Consider the following 16,757-nt stretch of genomic DNA (forward strand, 5'->3'; position numbering starts at 1 on the left):
GAGTGATTAATGGGCGCCCTTCATGGGCAGAGGCGGCTTTGAAATGGCTTTGATCGTACAGAAATTTGGAGGCACCTCAGTCGGCACTGTCGAGAGAATCGAGCAGGTCGCCGACAAGGTTAAGAAATTCCGCGAAGCCGGCGATGACCTGGTGGTTGTGCTGTCTGCAATGAGCGGCGAGACCAACCGTCTGATCGATCTGGCCAAGCAAATCAGTGGCGACGATCAACCGGTTCCGCGTGAGCTGGATGTCATCGTTTCCACCGGTGAGCAGGTGACGATTGCACTGCTGGCCATGGCGCTGATCAAGCGCGGCGTACCGGCGGTGTCGTACACCGGCAACCAGGTACGGATTCTGACGGATAGCGCGCACAATAAAGCGCGTATCTTGCAGATTGATGATCAGAAGATTCGCGGTGACCTGAAGGCCGGTCGCGTGGTGGTTGTCGCCGGTTTCCAGGGCGTCGACGAGCACGGCAACATCACCACCCTTGGTCGTGGCGGTTCCGACACCACCGGCGTGGCGCTGGCAGCGGCCTTGAAGGCTGATGAATGCCAGATCTACACCGATGTTGACGGCGTCTACACTACCGACCCGCGCGTGGTGTCCGTGGCTCAGCGCCTGGACAAGATCACCTTTGAAGAGATGCTGGAAATGGCCAGCCTCGGTTCCAAGGTGTTGCAGATCCGCGCGGTCGAGTTCGCCGGTAAGTACAACGTTCCGCTGCGCGTACTGCACAGCTTCAAGGAGGGTCCGGGCACCCTCATTACTATTGATGAAGAGGAATCCATGGAACAGCCGATCATTTCCGGCATCGCTTTCAACCGCGATGAAGCCAAGCTGACCATCCGTGGCGTGCCAGACACCCCGGGCGTGGCCTTCAAGATTCTCGGCCCGATCAGCGCCGCGAACATCGAAGTCGACATGATCGTGCAGAACGTTGCGCACGATAACACCACCGACTTCACCTTCACTGTGCACCGCAACGACTACCAGGCGGCCCAGACCGTGCTGGAAAACACCGCTCGCGAGATCGGAGCCCGTGAAGTCGTTGGCGACACCAAGATCGCCAAGGTATCGATCGTCGGCGTCGGCATGCGCTCTCACGCAGGCGTTGCCAGTCGCATGTTCGAGGCCCTGGCTAAAGAAACCATCAACATCCAGATGATCTCGACTTCGGAAATCAAGGTTTCCGTGGTGATCGAAGAGAAGTACCTGGAATTGGCTGTGCGCGCTCTGCACACAGCTTTTGAACTGGACGCACCAGCCCGCCAGGGCGAGTGATGCTCCCTTAAGGGCGCGGTCTGACCGCGCCCTTTGTTTTTTTGAGTGGCGCGACTGAAACCTGTTCTTTTGCTCGTGCTAGTCAATACTTAGGCGTGTAGGGCTGCGATCGTTCTGGTTGTAGGTCGAGCGCCTTTTTTTTGCAGACTGTTGTCCCTGAAATGAAATGCGTGAGGAGAAAGGTATGCTGATTCTGACTCGTCGGTGCGCAGAAAGCCTGATTATTGGTGATGGCGAAATCACCGTGACCGTGCTCGGCGTCAAAGGAAATCAAGTGCGTATCGGCGTTAACGCGCCGAAAGAGGTGGCTGTTCACCGTGAGGAAATCTACCTGCGGATCAAGAAAGAGAAGGACGACGAACCAAGCCATTAATTTTTATCGTTTTTTATGTTTGCAAACGGGGAAAAGGTTGGTTAAGATACGCCCCGTGTTGCGGAGAGCTGGCCGAGTGGCCGAAGGCGCTCCCCTGCTAAGGGAGTACACCTCAAAAGGGTGTCGGGGGTTCGAATCCCCCGTTCTCCGCCATTATTTATTTAGTACGTTGTAATCTGGCTTCTTCGGTAAGTTGTTGAAATTACTAGAAAAAGTGCTTTACAAAAAGATTTAACGGCCTATAATGCGCGGCAACAAATGCACTCGTAGCTCAGCTGGATAGAGTACTCGGCTACGAACCGAGCGGTCACAGGTTCGAATCCTGTCGAGTGCACCATTTAAGGGTTGTTTGCAGTAATGCAGGTAACCTGGCTTCAACCAGTTGTGATCTGGTATAAAAACACAAATTGCACTCGTAGCTCAGCTGGATAGAGTACTCGGCTACGAACCGAGCGGTCACAGGTTCGGAGTACTCGGCTACGAACCGAGCGGTCACAGGTTCGAATCCTGTCGAGTGCACCAAACACCAAAAAGCCTGCGTCTAACGCGGGCTTTTTGCTGTCTGGGATTTGCCTTTTACGCATCCCTTCTCATCGAACACGATGTGCGCGCTACGACCTTTCTTGCTGTCGTAGCGATAATTCGTCGTCGCGTTTCGAATGCTGATCTTGTCTGGTTTGCCCAGCGCGCTTTCAACGTCCTGCTGGCTCATGCCGGGAACTATCCGCTGATTGATGATCGCTTCGCGACGCTCCTTGGCGCTGAGCAGATTTCCGCACTTGTCATTCATTTGGCCGACAACGGTCGGATCTCTCGGTGCGCTTTTGATTCCTGATATTTCCTGGTGGTTGGCGCTGGGGAGTATCGCCTCGAATGTGAAAACGCTTGGGTTGTAAATGTTCTGCCGCGACAGTGCCTCTCCAGGAGGGCAGCTCAGCGTCGTGTAAGTGATACGGCCCTTGGCGTCTTCGCATCGATGCACAGTCGCTGCAATGGTCAGCAGGGGCGGGAAGATCAGGGTGATAAACAGGGTTGTGAGTGTTTTCCTGGGCATTGGGCGTCCTCCATGACGGTCATCATCAAGGGTAGTCAGTACAATTCTCAGTGGGGGTGTGTTTTCTTTTCAGGATGAGTCGTCGCAGTTTCACGGATGCGGACAGCGCTCAGGTTTGTCTCGCAAGCGCTTGTTTCAGGCTGGATTTTTTAACGTTTAAAGCCCTCAGGCGGTGTATGATTGCGCCCGTCAGCCCCGCCGGGGCTTGTGGAATACCTCCATGGACTTACCCAGTAGTTACTCAGTACCCCGTTTTACCAATCATGAATTGACTGATTGATCCTTCCGGCGTGCCCCGCTGCTGGGAGTGGAGTTCGCCTATGACTGAAGTTGAAGTAAAGAAAACGCAAGAAAGCCTGCAAGACCGCCTGGCTCAAGTCGTTGAGCTGCTGCATCGCCAGCGGGTGGTCGAAGACCTGACTCATCGCCAGGAAGGTCATCATCACGACCTGGTCGAAAACCTGGTCCACCGGCAAAACCTCGTCGAATTGCAACGCAAGCTCGATGATCTGCACTCCGCCGACGTTGCCTACATTCTTGAAGCCTTGCCGCTTGCCGAGCGTCTGACTGTCTGGCAGTTGGTCAAGGCCGAGCGCGACGGCGACATCCTGCTTGAAGTATCCGACTCGGTTCGCGAAACGCTGATTGCCGACATGGACGATCACGAGCTCCTGGCGGCGGCCAAGGAGATGGATGCCGACGAACTCGCTGACCTGGCCCCCGAGCTGCCGCGAGACGTCGTCCACGAGCTGATGGAGACCCTCGATGGTCAACAGCGTGAGCGCGTTCGCTCCGCGTTGTCCTATGACGAGGAGCAGGTCGGTGCTTTGATGGACTTCGAGATGGTGACGATCCGCGAGGATGTCAGTCTTGAAGTGGTTCTGCGTTACTTGCGTCGCCTCAAAGAGCTGCCAGGCCATACCGACAAGTTGTTCGTGGTTGACTACGATGGCGTGCTCAAGGGGGTGTTGCCAATCAAGCGACTGCTGGTCAACGATCCAGACAAGCAGGTCTCGGAAGTCATGGCCAGCGATCCGGTGAGTTTTCACCCGGATGAAGACGCTTACGATGCCGCCCAGGCTTTTGAGCGTTACGACTTGATTTCGGCTCCGGTGGTCGACAAGAACGACAAGCTCATTGGTCGTCTGACCATCGATGAGATGGTCGACCTGATTCGTGAAGAGAGCGAAAACGAAGTTCTCAACATGGCGGGTCTGCGTGAAGAGGAAGATATTTTCGCGTCAGTCTGGAAATCCCTGCGTAACCGCTGGGCCTGGCTGGCGATCAACCTGATTACCGCGTTTGTTGCATCGCGGGTAATCGGTTTGTTTGAAGGTTCTATCGAGAAGCTGGTGGCCCTGGCAGCATTGATGCCGATCGTTGCCGGTATTGGCGGTAACTCCGGTAACCAGACGATCACCATGATCGTTCGTGCGATGGCGCTCGATCAGGTCAGCACCGGTAATACCTCGCGTCTCATGCGCAAGGAGCTGGCGGTTGGTTTGATCAATGGCCTGGTCTGGGGTGGGGTAATCGGCGTGGTGGCCTACCTGCTGTATGGCAGTTGGTCGCTGGGCGTGGTGATGACTGCCGCGATGACCTTGAACCTGTTGCTGGCGGCGTTGATGGGGGTTTTGATTCCGATGACCCTGGCGCGCTTCGGACGCGATCCGGCGATGGGTGCGAGCGTCATGATCACGGCCATGACCGACAGCGGTGGTTTCTTCATCTTCCTCGGGCTGGCGACAATCTTCCTGCTCTGAGTTTCTAGTGTGCGGTCTTGCTCAAGCCAGCAGGCCGCGCGCCTTCATTTTCCAATCTGTTAGCGTAATGTCGATGGCAACTGAGCTTGTCGTTGGGTAAGCAATTGGCTGAATTTCAGGCAAAAAAAAGCCAGCACATGGCTGGCTAGAGCTTACGGGATGCAATCAGGTGGCGTCTGCGGCCATTTCAGCGTCATGGGCAATCAGCGAAACCAGTGCGTTTTGCTGGCGGTGGGAGAGTTGACGGAAACGTTGAAGCAGTTCGCGTTCGTGCAGTGACAGCTCGGGGCTGTCCAGGCGCATGCTCAATTCTTCGCCCAGTGCGCCTTCCTGAATAAGACTCTGCTCAAGGCGGGCGATGATCTCGGAATTCATGCTGCGGTGATGATTGCGAGCCACCTCGGCAATGCGTTCACGCATCCCGTCTGGCAGACGTACGACGAACTTGTCAGCCGTACGGCTGGAATAAATTGCCTGTTTCAATGGGCGCATATATTTAACCGGTTAGTTCAGGGGAGCGGTTCTCGGAATTGGCCGCAGGATGTCATGTAGGACAAGCCTCGTCGCCATATGTTCAACCTGAATTGATATGAAGCCGCATCATGCCTCAAAATTGCCAGATCATTGGCGTCAATTCTGTGACAAATATTGAACTGGAAGCAGGCGTTATGCCAGCACCAATTATCAGAAATGCGGACTGGTTTGAAAACAGTCACCGGGCCCGTACATCTGACCGCGTTCTCTTTGCCCGACAGATGGGTGCTTGGGCGCCCCTGAGCGTGCATGCTATGCGGATACGATCTTCGTTCCTTACCAGATACAGAATAGTGGCAAATGGCCGATTTACTAGGACGGGCACGCAATGAGGGGTGATATAGGGATGCGCGGCAGACTTGTTTATTTGATGGGGCCGTCCGGCTCCGGTAAAGACAGCCTGATCGATGCGGCCCGCGACTCCTTGCTTGGCCTTGATTGCGTTGTGGTACGCAGGGTGATTACCCGGTCGGCTGAATCGGTCGGCGAAGACGCTCTGGGTGTTACTGCGGAGCAATTTGCTCAAATGAGGCGCGAAGGCAGTTTTGCGCTGTGCTGGCGTGCCAATGGGCTTGATTACGGCATTCAGGCAGAGATTGATCAGTGGTTGAGTGAAGGTCGCCATGTGCTGATCAACGGCTCAAGAGGTCATTTGTCCGAAGCCATGGCGCGTTATCCGACATTGTTGCCCATAGTGCTGACGGTCAAAACCGAAGCTCTGCGCAGACGTCTTGAGCGGCGAGGGCGTGAGAGCGCTGAGGAAATCGAATCCCGACTTGAGCGCAATGCCTTGTTTTCAACGGATGCTGCTCGAGAAGACCCGGAAGGGATTTTTCAGCTGGATAATTCTGGTGAACTTTCCACTGCTGTCGACAACTTGCTGGCTCTATTGATGCGAGAGGGTATCAGCGCAAAAGCGGATCAAATCTGAGCCCGTGATCGAAGCAGGCGTTTGCCTACACTTAATAAGCCTTACAGACGACATGACAAAACCGGGCCTGCCCGTTAACATGCACGCCGTCCATCGCGCCGCATGTCCTTGCGGCCGGCATGTGTCTCAGTAGCTCAATTGGATAGAGCATCCCCCTCCTAAGGGGAAGGTTGGCAGTTCGAACCTGCCCTGGGACACCACTAACACACGATGTTTCTGCACGCGCTCCGACCTCTGTACAACATCATCGCGACCGCGACGTAGCCGAAAACAACATCGAAAAGCCCCGCTCGGGATTACCTGGCGGGGCTTTTTTTGACCTGTGTTTGCAGCCCGTCCACGTAAACCCACAATTGTTTGCCGACACCTATAAGGGAACGCCACAAACGGCCGATAACCCGGTGGGCCGTTGTCCTGCGCGACGCCTCAATGGGCAGCGATTTAGAGCTGGTCCCTGCATTTGTCTTTGGGTTCATCTTCTTAATTGCCTGGAATCTTCGATGCTGGCGTACCACCAAAAAAGCTTTTTGATCGTCGATGATTTCTCGGATTTCCGTAGTTCGGTCAGGTCGATGTTGCGTGAGCTGGGTGTCAAGGATGTCGACACTGCCGACACGGGTGAGGTGGCGCTGCGCATGTGTGCGCAGAAGCGCTACGACTTCATCTTGCAGGATTATCACCTTGGCGATGGCAAGAAGAATGGTCAGCAGGTGCTTGAAGACCTGATGGTCGAGAAGCTGATCAGCCATGAAAGTGTGTTTCTGATGGTCACTGCCGAGAGCAGTCAGGCGATGGTGCTCAGTGCGCTCGAGCATGAGCCGGATGCGTATCTGACCAAGCCTTTCAACCGCGCTGGCCTGGCCCAGCGACTGGAGCGACTGGAGCAGCGCAAGACGTTGCTCAAGCCGATCCTGCAGGCGCTGGATCGGGGTAAACCTGTTGAAGTCCTGAATGCCTGCATTGAGTTGTGCAAGCAGGACCCGCGCTATTCGCCGCTGTGCCTGCGCTATCGCGCCGATGCGTTGCGCGACATGAATCAGAATGAGGCGCTGGAGCGCTTGTACAACAGCATTCTGGCGGATCGCCCGTTGCCTTGGGCCTATGTCGGTCTGGGGCGATTGATGTTCAAGCGAGGCCAGGTCGCTCAGGCAAAAGCCGTCTACGAAAAGGCGCTGAAGGCTTTCCCGATGATGCCGGCGCTGTATGACGGCCTGGCCGAAGTGCTGGTGGCTGAAGGTGACACCAAGGCTGCGCAGAATGTGCTGGAAGAGGCCGTTCGCCTGTCGCCATTGGCGGTGCGCAGGCAATCGTTGCTGGGCAAGTTGGCGTTGACTAACGAAGACTTCGAAGGTGCGGCCAAAGCCTATCGTCAAGCGGTCTCTCAAGGGGCGCAGTCGCGTTTCAAGGACCCGGAAAGCAATCTGGGGCTGGCGCATGCGCTCATCAGTAAAGGCAGCGAAAAAGGTCTGGATACCCGCACGCGGCTGGAGATCAACCAGACCCTGAGCGCTGTCGCCAAGGAAAACATCAATGATCCGGGGTTACAGGTCCGGGCGCGCTTGATGAAAGCCACCAGCCTGCTGCTCAACGATGCTGAAACCGCTGAGAAGCTGACGGAGCAGGCACTGACCCATCTGGGTGGGATGGAGCAGTTCATGAGCGCTGAAGCGGCGTTGCTGGTTGCCAAGCAGTTGAAGATGCTGGGGCAGACTGACGCCGGTAATTCGATGTTGAAAAACTGCGCAGAGATTTACGGTGATGACCCGGTGGTGATGCAAGGCATCGCCGAGCAGACCGACGACCCGGCGATCCTCAACTCCGGCAACGCGGCGGCAGATCTCAACCGCCAGGGCGTGCGCAGTTACAAGGCGGGCGCGCTGCCAGAGGCACGGGAGCTTTTTCGCGGTGCACTGTTGTTGCAGCCGAAGAACATCAGTATTGCTCTCAACATGGCGCAATCGCTGTTGCACGGGGCCGATGCCAGTCTCGATTCAGCACTGGTGGAAGAGTGCCGTACGTGCCTGAAAATGGTGGGCATGATGCCCGAGAGCGATGCGCGTTATCCGCGTTATCAGAAGCTGCGAAGCAAGGCGTTTGGCGAATGAATGATGTTGACGAGGGGCTCGACTTTTCCACGGTGATCGCCTCCACCGTACACGACATGAAGAACTCCCTGGCGTTGCTGATGCAGGCCCACGGACAGTGGCTTGCGCGCTTGCCTGCGGCTCAGCAGCAAACCGCCGAGCAGGGCGTGATCGACTATGAGTTCGCTCATCTGAACGGCATGCTGGTGCAGTTGCTGGGGTTGTACAAGCTCGGCGTCAACCAGTTGCCGTTGCGTCCGGATTATCACGAGCTGGACGATTTCATCGAAGCGCAGTTGGCGGCGCATCAGGACGTGTTCAAGAGTCGTGGCATTGTAGTGACTTATGAGATCGATCCCTTGAGCCCTCTCGGATTCTTTGACCGGGAGCTGATTGGAACGGTACTGGCCAATGCGATCAACAATGCCATTCGTCATGCCCGGCATTCGCTATTGATCAGCATCGGTGAGGAAACCGGGCAATTGCTGTTGTCGATCAATGACGACGGCGAGGGTTTCCCGGCCCAGATGATCGAGCGTCAGGCGGATTACGTACAGGGTATCAATCCGGCCAGTGGCAGCACCGGCCTGGGTCTGTACTTCGCCGCGCGTATTGCACAACTGCACCAGCGCAGCGGCGTGCACGGGCGCACCGAAATCCGTAATGGCGGCCCGTTGGGAGGCGGGTTGTTCAATCTCTACCTGCCCTGATATCCGGCACGGCGCGCAGCATTTTTGTAGGACATTTTTATGTCCCGGTGCTTGATATTCCGAACAGCTGGTGCCTATTTTGTACATGTCGCCGTTCGCGGCTTGCACAACTTCAAGGATAGAGTCATGACGACCGATGGCCAGCGTTCACTCGCACAGCGATTGACGGGCATTGATGAGATTGAATGCGTCACCCCGGATCTCAATGGCGTGCCGCGTGGCAAGGTCATGACCGCAGAAGGATTCCTTGAGGGGCGGCGTTTGCAGATGGCGCGTGGCGTGCTGTTGCAATGCATCATGGGCGGTTATCCGCCGGCACGTTTTTACGGCAATGAAGACGGCGACCTGGCGCTCAATGCCGATCCGAAACAGATTCACCGTTTGCCCTGGAGCAAGCCGCCCCGTGCGTTGGCCATTTGCGATGCCGATGAGTTGAGCGGGGAAAGCTCGCGTCTCTCGACTCGCGGTCAGTTGAAAGCGGTGATCGCCCGTTATGCCGCTCGCGGTTTGGCGCCCGTCGTGGCGACCGAGATGGAGTTCTTTGTTTTTGCACCGAACACCGACCCGACCCAACCCTTCCAGCCGCCGGTCGGACTGGACGGCCGTCGCGAGGAAGGTCATTCGGCATTCAGTGTCAGCTCCAACAACGGTTTGCGCCCGTTCTTCAATGAAGTCTACGAATGCATGGCAGCCTTGGGTTTGCCGCGCGATACCTTCATGCACGAGATGGGCGTCAGCCAGTTTGAAATCAATCTGCTGCACGGTGATCCGTTGCTGCTGGCTGACCAGACATTCCTGTTCAAGCACTTGCTCAAGGAAGTCGCGCTCAAGCACCACCTGACCGTGGTGTGCATGGCCAAGCCGCTGGCGCATACACCGGGCAGCTCGATGCACATTCACCAGAGCATCGTCGAGACAGGCACGGGCCGAAATGTGTTCAGCGATGACGCTGGACAGCCGACTGCAATCTTCCGTCATTTCATCGGTGGCCAGCAGGCAGCGATGGCAGATTTCACGGCGTTGTTTGCGCCGAACGTGAACTCTTACCAGCGTCTGTGCCATCCTTACGCATCGCCGAATAATGCCTGCTGGTCTTATGACAATCGGGCGGCGGGTTTGCGGATTCCAGCCAGCTCGCCAGAAGCGCGTCGAGTCGAGAACCGTCTACCGGGCGCCGATGCCAACCCGTATCTGGCGATTGCCGCCAGTCTGGCGGCCGGGTTGTATGGCATTGAAAACGAACTGGAGCCGACGCCGGCCATTCAAGGCCAGTTTGAAGTGCCGGACAGTTTGTCGTTGCCGTGTACCTTGCATGCTGCTCTTGAGCGTCTGACACGTAGCCAATTGGCGAAGGAACTGTTTGGCAAGGAGTTCATCGAAGGCTACATCGCTTCGAAGACCATGGAGTTGAGCAGTTTTCTTGATGAAATCACTCCCTGGGAGCGGCGTGTTTTGGCCACCCAGGCCTAACCGATTCGTCGCTGTCGGGCTATCGTTGTCGGTAGCCCGGTACTCACTGCAAGGAGCCGCTCGGAACGCCGATGCGCCAAATCCTGAAATCCTTTCGAGCGCTTTATTTCGCCTCGCTGATGATGTTGATCGGCTCGGGCCTCCTCAGTACTTACCTGGGCTTGCGCCTGGCAGCGGACCATGTCGACAGTCTGTGGGTCGGTGCGCTGATGGCGGCCAACTATTTCGGCCTGGTGCTGGGCGGGAAAATCGGTCACCGGTTGATCGCACGGGTCGGTCATATCCGGGCCTACTCGGCCTGTGCCGGGATCGTCGGTGCGGCGGTGCTGGGGCACGGTCTGATCGATTGGCTACCGGCCTGGCTGGTGCTGCGGATGGTCGTTGGTCTGGGCATGATGTGCCAATACATGGTCATCGAGAGCTGGCTGAATGAGCAGGCCGAAGCCAAGCAGCGCGGGCTGGTGTTCAGCGGCTACATGATCGCTTCGTACCTGGGGCTGGTGCTGGGCCAGTTGATTCTGGTCATGCACCCGTCCCTGGGGCTGGAATTGCTGATGCTGGTGGCGTTGTGTTTTGCGCTGTGCCTGGTGCCAGTCGCGCTGACGCGGCGGATTCACCCGGCGCCCTTGCACCCGGCGCCGATGGAGCCGCGCTTTTTCATGAAGCGGGTTCCGCAGTCCCTCAGTACGGTGCTCGGCGCTGGCCTGATCGTCGGTTCGTTCTATGGTCTGGCGCCGTTGTACGCGTCCCAGCAAGGGCTTTCCACTGAGCAGGTCGGTCTGTTCATGGGTAGCTGCATTTTTGCCGGGTTGCTGGTGCAGTGGCCGCTGGGCTGGTTGTCGGATCGTTATGATCGGGCGCTGCTGATTCGCAGTTTTGCCTTTTGCCTGGCGCTGGCAGCGTTGCCGTTGGCGATCATGTCGCAGGTGCCGCTTGAGGTGCTGTTTATCGCTGGCTTCGCCTGCTCGCTGGTGCAGTTCTGTCTGTACCCGTTGGCGGTGGCGTTTTCCAACGACCACGTCGAGGGTGATCGGCGGGTATCGCTGACCGCCATGTTGTTGGTGACCTACGGTGTGGGGGCGAGCATCGGTCCGCTGGTGGCGGGTGTGCTGATGAAGTTGTTCGGCAGTCAGATGCTGTACGCGTTCTTCAGTTTCTTCGCAGTGGTGCTGGTATGGCGCATCCGGCCGAAAGCGGTGACCAATCTGCATCAGGTGGAAGACGCGCCGCTGCATCACGTGGCCATGCCGGACAGCATGTCGAGTTCGCCCCTGGTGGCGGCTCTCGATCCGCGGGTCGATGAGCAGGTCGTGCATGACCAGATGCAAAATGGTGCGAGTCCTGATCCGGATCCTGAGCGGGACGCGAAATCCGACGCTGAAGACGCCGACGGCTCTGATGAGCAGTCTGAAGATCCTGGGGCGGAGCACCCGAAAAGCTTTACCGAGGCCAGACCTTAGGGGCAAAAAAAACGGGCAGTCACCGAAAGGGACTGCCCGTTTTTTTACGCGTCTGGATCAGAGATCGTCTTTGTCGAAGCGGCGTGCTTCGCGTTGCAACTGATAGACGAAGCGCTCGACCTGGCGCTGCACCAGCCCGCTCATGTTGTGAAAGCGTACGCCGGCGAAGGTGGTGTCGATCTTCTCTTCGTGATGCAGATAACGCAGCTCGACCGGTGCGGTCATGCTGCCGAAGGGCAGGGCGGCGATGAAGCGTTCATACACCTCACCCAATTGAAGTCCGCTGGTAATGTCGCCATCAAAGCGCAGCTTGCAACCCGTCGCCGAGATGTCCAGCAGTTTGCCTCTGACGGGCGTCTTGAGCTTTTCACCACCGAGTTCGATATTCACCAGTTGTGCCAGTTTCAAGGCCGCGCGAAACGCGTTGCGACGCTGGTGATAAACCACTTCATCGGGCAGCGTGCCGCGGTAGCAGCGGCCACCGTTGGACTCGTCGATGGTCAGTGTGCCGTTGCTTTCCCAAGCAATACGTACGCCTTCATGAAAGCCTTCAACCCGAAAAGCTTCGCCGGCAAGCAGATAGCGTTCGCCATCGCGAGGGATCATTTCGTCCAGGGCGATCATATTGCTGTCGCGATCGATATCGACCAGGTAGCTCTGAAAGCGCTGGCTGCGTTCGTGGAACGTGATGATCAGGGGATCATGGCTCTCTTGCAGCATCCGCAGGTTGCCGGTGATTTCCAGCGGGGTGCTGAGCACCTTGGGTGGCTGCGGAGCATCTTCCGCGCTTGAGGCGTTGAACACGGTTTATCAATCTCCAGACAGAATACGATCACACGCAAGAGCCAGCATTCTGCCAGCATGTTTCGTGCCTTGATAGAGCACGCTTATTTATGAGTTCAAGCCTGACTGAGCGCGCGGGGCTTCACAAGCATGGAGGTTGATCCACGGGCGTCATAAAGCGCTGGAGGCTCGCCACCGTTAAGGATTTTCAGCTGATTGGCGGTGGTGGCTTGTTGCACCTGGATTGAGCGGCCATTGAGCTCGTTGGCGGCTTGGCAATCTGCAAGCAGTCGGGTCAGAGCGTCGCTTTGGGTCAGCAACTGATCGCCGATACTTGAGTGAGCGGCGAACTGCTCCAGGCCTGCGCGATTGGCAGGAAGGTTCAGGCTCGCGAGAATTTCGCTGCGTTTGCGGCCATGCTGTTCCAGCAGAATGATCAGTGCCTGTTTCTGCGCCAGAATATCCTCGAGCAGCGGCATGTCACGGCCGTGCAGGGCGAGGGATTCGGTCTTCAGCAGCTCCAGCAATTGTTGAGCTGGGGCAAAGTCATCGGTGATCAGTTGCAGTAAATGAGTGTCGTGCATGGCTGGCCTTGGGTTTTAAGCGTCCAAAAGCCTGGCGCAGGCCTTTGGCTAGCGCTGGGCTTCGAAGTTGAGCAGTTTGCTGGCTACACGGTTGCTGTCGACCTTATAGCTGCCATCGGCAATCGCTGCTTTCAACTCGGCCACGCGGGCGTTGTCGACGGCAGGCTGATCGCGCAGCTTGTCAGTGATCTTCTGCAACTGTTGAGCCTCATTGCTGAGGTGTACCGATTCCCCGCTTTGGGTCGCACCGACCTGTTCGGTCGAGGTGCTCAGCGGCGCGGATTTGCCGGCATCGCCGGTGTCCTTGCTGACGCTGGTCCGTGTGCTGCTTGTGAGCGTGGGGGAGCTGTTTAAACGGCTGAAATCAATGACCATGATAAAAAAACCTCTGGGAATTTGGACGCTTGCCATGTTTTCGGCCATACCCGGAAAAACTTTAGGCTTAATAGTCTATGAGCCAGGCGCGTCGGTATTTGCCCTGCGTGAGGCACAGTTTAGGGAACAGGACGGTTGTGCGCCAGTTATCTACATGAAGACTTCCACCTGGCCCGGTGCCGTGACTTGCGCCTTGATGACTCGTTGTGAGTTGAGGTTCTTGACTCTGATCTGCTCGTTCAGGCCGCCATTGGACAGTGCTTCACCCGGCATCCGCACACTCAGTGTGCCGCTGCGGGCGGTGATCACCACCTGATCGCCCTTGCGCACGACTTCTGCCTGCTCCAAATGAACAAGCGTAACCACTTGATCGCTGACCATTGGTCGGACAAGTTTTTGTCCGATGGCTTGATCGACGTTTGTCAGATATCCCTGATTGATCAGGCTGATATCGCGCTCACGCAACATGACATCTGAAGGGTCGATGATGCCGGCCCGTTTGAGGGGGCGCGTGGTCGTGACGACCTCGCGAAACAGGCGGACTTGAGCGGGTACGAAGACCGTCCAGGGGGAGGCGCCATCGCAACGGACTTTCACCGTAACCCGGCCCAGAGGTATCGCGGGGCTCTCCAATGTCGCTGTCAATTCCCTGTCGCACGCCGGCATGTGCATACGCGGGTCGAGCTTGTTGACTTCGATTTCGTAGCGCCCTGCGGTTTGACTGGTGGCCAGATAGTCTTCTACGGTGAATTCAAGAAAGCCCTGAGTGACGCCGATAAGTAGATCAGGCAAGGTAACCGGGTCAGCAAAGGCAGGGCTGCCAAGGTTCAACAGGCATACGGCTGACAGGGCGCCGAGGAATTTACGGCACATTGATGTCAGGCGTCGGGAAAATGTCGTTTTTGTGTTCATGGCAGTTAAAAAGCAAGCGCCGTGCCGTTTAGTGATGAATGTGCGTCGCAACACACTTAGCGTTGGTGTAGGAGTCTGGGCATGGCTGGTGTAATGGATTCGGTTAACCAGCGCACGCAACTGGTAGGGCAGAATCGCCTGGAGCTGTTGTTGTTCCGTCTCGACGGCCAGCAGCTTTACGGGATCAACGTGTTCAAGGTTCGGGAGGTGCTGCAATGCCCCAAGCTGACCCTGATGCCCAAGTCCAGTCCTGTCGTGTGCGGTGTGGCGAGTATTCGGGGGGCAACCATTCCGATTCTGGATTTGGCAATGGCGACCGGCTCAGGCGGGTTGCAGGATCAAAGCAATCCCTTCGTGATCATCACGGAGTACAACACCAAGACTCAGGGTTTTTTGGTGAGGTCGGTCGAGCGGATCGTCAACATGAACTGGGAAGAAATCCATCCGCCGCCCAAGGGCACGGGTCGCGATCATTACCTGACCGCTGTGACTCGAGTCGACAATCAGTTAGTCGAAATCATCGACGTGGAAAAGGTCCTGGCGGAAGTTGCGCCGATGTCGGATGCGATTTCGGTTGGCGTGATCGATGCCGATACCCAACACAAGGCAATCTCCTTGCGAGTGCTCACGGTCGATGACTCGTCGGTGGCGCGCAAGCAGATCACGCGTTGCCTGCAGACGGTGGGGGTTGAAGTCGTTTCGTTGAACGACGGCCGGCAAGCGCTGGATTACCTGCGCAAACTGGTCGATGAGGGCAAGAAGCCGGAAGAAGAGTTTCTGATGATGATTTCCGACATCGAAATGCCCGAAATGGACGGTTACACCCTTACGAGCGAGATCCGCAGCGACCCTCGCATGCAAAAGCTCCATATCATCCTGCATACTTCGTTGTCAGGTGTGTTCAATCAGGCGATGGTGAAGAAAGTCGGTGCCGATGACTTCCTTGCCAAATTCCGTCCTGATGACCTGGCATCCCGGGTAGTCGACCGGATCAAAGCAGCAGATATCAGCTAGTGGCCTTCGCTCCTGGCGATCAACACGATTTAAGAGGCGGCATCATTGTCTACGGGTAATTTGGATTTCGAACAGTTCCGGGTCTTCCTGGAAAAAGCCTGTGGCATTTTGCTCGGTGAGAACAAGCAGTATCTGGTGTCGAGCCGTCTCAACAAACTGATGGAACAGCAAGGCATCAAGTCCTTGGGTGAGTTGGTGCAGCGGATGCAGACCCAACCGCGCAGTGGTTTGCGCGAGATGGTGGTGGACGCGATGACGACGAACGAAACCCTCTGGTTTCGTGACACCTATCCGTTTGAAGTCTTGAAGAACAAAGTGCTGCCTGAGTCCATCAAGGCCAGTCCCGGGCAGCGCCTGCGGATCTGGTCGGCGGCGTGCTCGTCCGGGCAGGAACCGTACTCGCTGTCGATGTCGATCGACGAGTTCGAACGGGTCAATATGGGGCAGTTGAAGATGGGGGTGCAGATCATTGCCACCGACCTGTCCGGGACCATGTTGACCAACTGCAAGACTGGTGAGTACGACAGCCTGGCGATCGGTCGCGGCCTTTCGCCGGAGCGTCTGCAACGCTACTTCGATCCGAAAGGGCCGGGGCGCTGGGCAGTCAAGGCACCGATCAAGAGTCGGGTGGAGTTCCGCTCGTTCAACCTGCTGGACAGCTACGCCAGTCTCGGCAAGTTCGACATCGTGTTCTGCCGCAACGTATTGATCTACTTCTCTGCCGAAGTGAAGAAAGACATCCTGCTGCGGATTCACAGCACGCTGAAGCCGGGCGGTTATCTGTTCCTGGGGGCTTCCGAAGCGTTGAACGGTTTGCCGGATCATTATCAGATGGTTCAGTGCAGCCCGGGGATCATCTACCAGGCGAAGTGATTGGCCAGTCGTCGGTACTGCAAAAAAATAACGGGAGCCCTCAGGGGCTCCCGTTTTTGTGCGCCCAGCATGGGCGCAATCTTGTGGGTGTAAGTCCCACCGTAAGTTGACCACAGCAAACGAAGTGAAGCGCAACTGCATGAGGGTGACCGAGTGTGGGGAGGAAGCGTGGAGCGAAGCCGCGAGCTGATGTACAAAAATCGAATATGAGGCGAAGTCGGCCAGGGCGAGCGGGCGAATAACCGCGAAGCTCTAGTGGTCAAAAGGGCGACGACGTAGATTCGGCAGTTGTGCGGTGAAGGATTGCGTTCTTACCTGGGGAGATCTCGCCTAGCGCTTGAAAGGGCGACGGCGCAAGCCGGAGCGAGAAGTCAGCAGAGGCCGTAGTAGTCTTTTTTTTTTAGACGAAGGGCCGAACGAGAGAGAGCGTTGTAGGCCACCTTGATGCGACACGACCGGAAGTCAGATGCCTGCCAAACGCGGGGCGGATGCGGAGAAAGAGCGGTGAAGCCGTGAATCTCCCTATCAGCGACGAGGCATGTTGCCCGCAAG

At 56.8% G+C, this 16,757-nt stretch carries 17 protein-coding genes and 4 tRNA genes; 14 read left to right on the top strand and 7 right to left on the bottom strand.

Annotated elements, in window-relative coordinates:
• The first annotated feature begins 43 nt into the window (after positions 1–43).
• The 5 genes from FPT12_RS10855 to FPT12_RS10875 all read left to right on the top strand — a co-directional run bounded on the left by FPT12_RS10855 (position 44) and on the right by FPT12_RS10875 (position 2,180).
• Positions 44–1,285 (top strand): aspartate kinase, encoded by a 1,242-nt coding sequence (locus FPT12_RS10855; RefSeq protein ID WP_071553787.1) that lies wholly within the window; start codon positions 44–46, stop codon positions 1,283–1,285.
• A 184-nt stretch (positions 1,286–1,469) separates the two neighbouring features.
• Positions 1,470–1,658, top strand: a complete 189-nt coding sequence (gene csrA, locus FPT12_RS10860; RefSeq protein WP_003178872.1) for a carbon storage regulator CsrA — start codon at positions 1,470–1,472, stop codon at positions 1,656–1,658.
• Positions 1,659–1,720: 62 nt separating this feature from the next.
• A tRNA-Ser gene (locus tag FPT12_RS10865) sits at positions 1,721–1,811 on the top strand.
• Between the two features lie 107 nt (positions 1,812–1,918).
• Positions 1,919–1,995: transfer RNA gene (locus FPT12_RS10870), tRNA-Arg, on the top strand.
• A gap of 72 nt (positions 1,996–2,067) precedes the next feature.
• Positions 2,068–2,180 (top strand) — tRNA-OTHER (locus tag FPT12_RS10875).
• Positions 2,181–2,199: 19 nt separating this feature from the next.
• On the opposite strand, the gene FPT12_RS10880 is transcribed toward FPT12_RS10875, so the two are convergent.
• The gene (locus tag FPT12_RS10880) at positions 2,200–2,712 is read right to left on the bottom strand and encodes a cell envelope protein SmpA (RefSeq protein ID WP_145016263.1); all 513 of its coding nucleotides are present in this window, start codon (positions 2,710–2,712) and stop codon (positions 2,200–2,202) included.
• A 320-nt stretch (positions 2,713–3,032) separates the two neighbouring features.
• Here FPT12_RS10880 and mgtE point away from each other — a divergent pair, with 320 nt between their 5' ends.
• Positions 3,033–4,475 carry a magnesium transporter gene (gene mgtE / locus FPT12_RS10885; protein ID WP_145016264.1) on the top strand — a complete coding sequence of 481 codons (1,443 nt, stop codon included), beginning with the start codon at positions 3,033–3,035 and terminating at the stop codon, positions 4,473–4,475.
• Between the two features lie 165 nt (positions 4,476–4,640).
• Here mgtE and FPT12_RS10890 read toward each other — a convergent pair whose 3' ends face one another.
• Positions 4,641–4,967 (bottom strand): Arc family DNA-binding protein, encoded by a 327-nt coding sequence (locus tag FPT12_RS10890; RefSeq protein ID WP_003204761.1) that lies wholly within the window; start codon positions 4,965–4,967, stop codon positions 4,641–4,643.
• Between the two features lie 388 nt (positions 4,968–5,355).
• On the opposite strand from FPT12_RS10890, the gene phnN reads away from it, so the two are divergent.
• The 6 genes from phnN (at position 5,356) to FPT12_RS10925 (ending at position 11,664) form a co-directional block, all read left to right on the top strand.
• Complete coding sequence (gene phnN / locus FPT12_RS10900) at positions 5,356–5,940, top strand: phosphonate metabolism protein/1,5-bisphosphokinase (PRPP-forming) PhnN (protein WP_145016266.1); 585 nt, start codon at positions 5,356–5,358, stop codon at positions 5,938–5,940.
• A gap of 123 nt (positions 5,941–6,063) precedes the next feature.
• Positions 6,064–6,140, top strand: a tRNA-Arg gene (locus tag FPT12_RS10905).
• Positions 6,141–6,440: 300 nt separating this feature from the next.
• Entirely contained in the window at positions 6,441–8,045 is a 1,605-nt protein-coding gene (locus FPT12_RS10910; protein ID WP_145016267.1) for a tetratricopeptide repeat-containing response regulator, read from the top strand.
• Complete coding sequence (locus tag FPT12_RS10915; RefSeq protein ID WP_145016268.1) at positions 8,042–8,734, top strand: sensor histidine kinase KdpD; 693 nt, start codon at positions 8,042–8,044, stop codon at positions 8,732–8,734. Before FPT12_RS10910 ends, FPT12_RS10915 begins: the two co-directional genes overlap by 4 nt.
• Positions 8,735–8,962: 228 nt before the next feature.
• Positions 8,963–10,204: a glutamine synthetase family protein gene (locus FPT12_RS10920; protein ID WP_178098712.1), complete on the top strand. Its 1,242-nt coding sequence runs from the start codon at positions 8,963–8,965 to the stop codon at positions 10,202–10,204.
• Positions 10,205–10,275: 71 nt separating this feature from the next.
• Entirely contained in the window at positions 10,276–11,664 is a 1,389-nt protein-coding gene (locus FPT12_RS10925; RefSeq protein ID WP_145016270.1) for an MFS transporter, read from the top strand.
• 57 nt (positions 11,665–11,721) lie between these two features.
• On the opposite strand, the gene FPT12_RS10930 is transcribed toward FPT12_RS10925, so the two are convergent.
• The 4 genes from FPT12_RS10930 to flgA all read right to left on the bottom strand — a co-directional run bounded on the left by FPT12_RS10930 (position 11,722) and on the right by flgA (position 14,318).
• On the bottom strand, positions 11,722–12,468 hold the full coding sequence (locus FPT12_RS10930) for a flagellar brake protein (protein WP_145016271.1): 747 nt from the start codon (positions 12,466–12,468) through the stop codon (positions 11,722–11,724).
• A gap of 95 nt (positions 12,469–12,563) precedes the next feature.
• Positions 12,564–13,031: a flagella synthesis protein FlgN gene (locus FPT12_RS10935; RefSeq protein WP_145016272.1), complete on the bottom strand. Its 468-nt coding sequence runs from the start codon at positions 13,029–13,031 to the stop codon at positions 12,564–12,566.
• A gap of 48 nt (positions 13,032–13,079) precedes the next feature.
• On the bottom strand, positions 13,080–13,406 hold the full coding sequence (gene flgM, locus FPT12_RS10940) for a flagellar biosynthesis anti-sigma factor FlgM (RefSeq protein WP_145016273.1): 327 nt from the start codon (positions 13,404–13,406) through the stop codon (positions 13,080–13,082).
• A 150-nt stretch (positions 13,407–13,556) separates the two neighbouring features.
• Entirely contained in the window at positions 13,557–14,318 is a 762-nt protein-coding gene (gene flgA, locus FPT12_RS10945; RefSeq protein WP_145016283.1) for a flagellar basal body P-ring formation chaperone FlgA, read from the bottom strand.
• An 81-nt stretch (positions 14,319–14,399) separates the two neighbouring features.
• Here flgA and FPT12_RS10950 point away from each other — a divergent pair, with 81 nt between their 5' ends.
• Positions 14,400–15,332 carry a chemotaxis protein CheV gene (locus tag FPT12_RS10950; protein ID WP_145016274.1) on the top strand — a complete coding sequence of 311 codons (933 nt, stop codon included), beginning with the start codon at positions 14,400–14,402 and terminating at the stop codon, positions 15,330–15,332.
• Positions 15,333–15,377: 45 nt separating this feature from the next.
• On the top strand, positions 15,378–16,205 hold the full coding sequence (cheR, locus tag FPT12_RS10955; RefSeq protein WP_145016275.1) for a protein-glutamate O-methyltransferase CheR: 828 nt from the start codon (positions 15,378–15,380) through the stop codon (positions 16,203–16,205).
• Positions 16,206–16,576: 371 nt separating this feature from the next.
• On the opposite strand, the gene FPT12_RS27830 is transcribed toward cheR, so the two are convergent.
• Positions 16,577–16,757: hypothetical protein (locus tag FPT12_RS27830; RefSeq protein ID WP_218570719.1), on the bottom strand; the 181-nt coding region annotated here is incomplete at its 5' end.

Origin of the sequence: Pseudomonas sp. H3(2019) (assembly GCF_007713465.1) — a bacterium.
Taxonomy (GTDB): domain Bacteria; phylum Pseudomonadota; class Gammaproteobacteria; order Pseudomonadales; family Pseudomonadaceae; genus Aquipseudomonas.

Bases quoted from the DNA above. Each gene is read 5' to 3' on its own strand.
- FPT12_RS10890 (WP_003204761.1), bottom strand. From the start codon at position 4,967: ATGCGCCCATTGAAACAGGCAATTTATTCCAGCCGTACGGCTGACAAG.
- FPT12_RS10880 (WP_145016263.1), bottom strand. From the start codon at position 2,712: ATGCCCAGGAAAACACTCACAACCCTGTTTATCACCCTGATCTTCCCG.
- csrA (WP_003178872.1), top strand. From the start codon at position 1,470: ATGCTGATTCTGACTCGTCGGTGCGCAGAAAGCCTGATTATTGGTGAT.
- FPT12_RS10925 (WP_145016270.1), top strand. From the start codon at position 10,276: ATGCGCCAAATCCTGAAATCCTTTCGAGCGCTTTATTTCGCCTCGCTG.
- FPT12_RS10935 (WP_145016272.1), bottom strand. From the start codon at position 13,031: ATGCACGACACTCATTTACTGCAACTGATCACCGATGACTTTGCCCCA.
- mgtE (WP_145016264.1), top strand. From the start codon at position 3,033: ATGACTGAAGTTGAAGTAAAGAAAACGCAAGAAAGCCTGCAAGACCGC.
- phnN (WP_145016266.1), top strand. From the start codon at position 5,356: ATGCGCGGCAGACTTGTTTATTTGATGGGGCCGTCCGGCTCCGGTAAA.
- FPT12_RS10910 (WP_145016267.1), top strand. From the start codon at position 6,441: ATGCTGGCGTACCACCAAAAAAGCTTTTTGATCGTCGATGATTTCTCG.
- FPT12_RS10855 (WP_071553787.1), top strand. From the start codon at position 44: ATGGCTTTGATCGTACAGAAATTTGGAGGCACCTCAGTCGGCACTGTC.
- FPT12_RS10920 (WP_178098712.1), top strand. From the start codon at position 8,963: ATGACCGCAGAAGGATTCCTTGAGGGGCGGCGTTTGCAGATGGCGCGT.
- flgA (WP_145016283.1), bottom strand. From the start codon at position 14,318: ATGAACACAAAAACGACATTTTCCCGACGCCTGACATCAATGTGCCGT.
- flgM (WP_145016273.1), bottom strand. From the start codon at position 13,406: ATGGTCATTGATTTCAGCCGTTTAAACAGCTCCCCCACGCTCACAAGC.
- FPT12_RS10915 (WP_145016268.1), top strand. From the start codon at position 8,042: ATGAATGATGTTGACGAGGGGCTCGACTTTTCCACGGTGATCGCCTCC.
- FPT12_RS10950 (WP_145016274.1), top strand. From the start codon at position 14,400: ATGGCTGGTGTAATGGATTCGGTTAACCAGCGCACGCAACTGGTAGGG.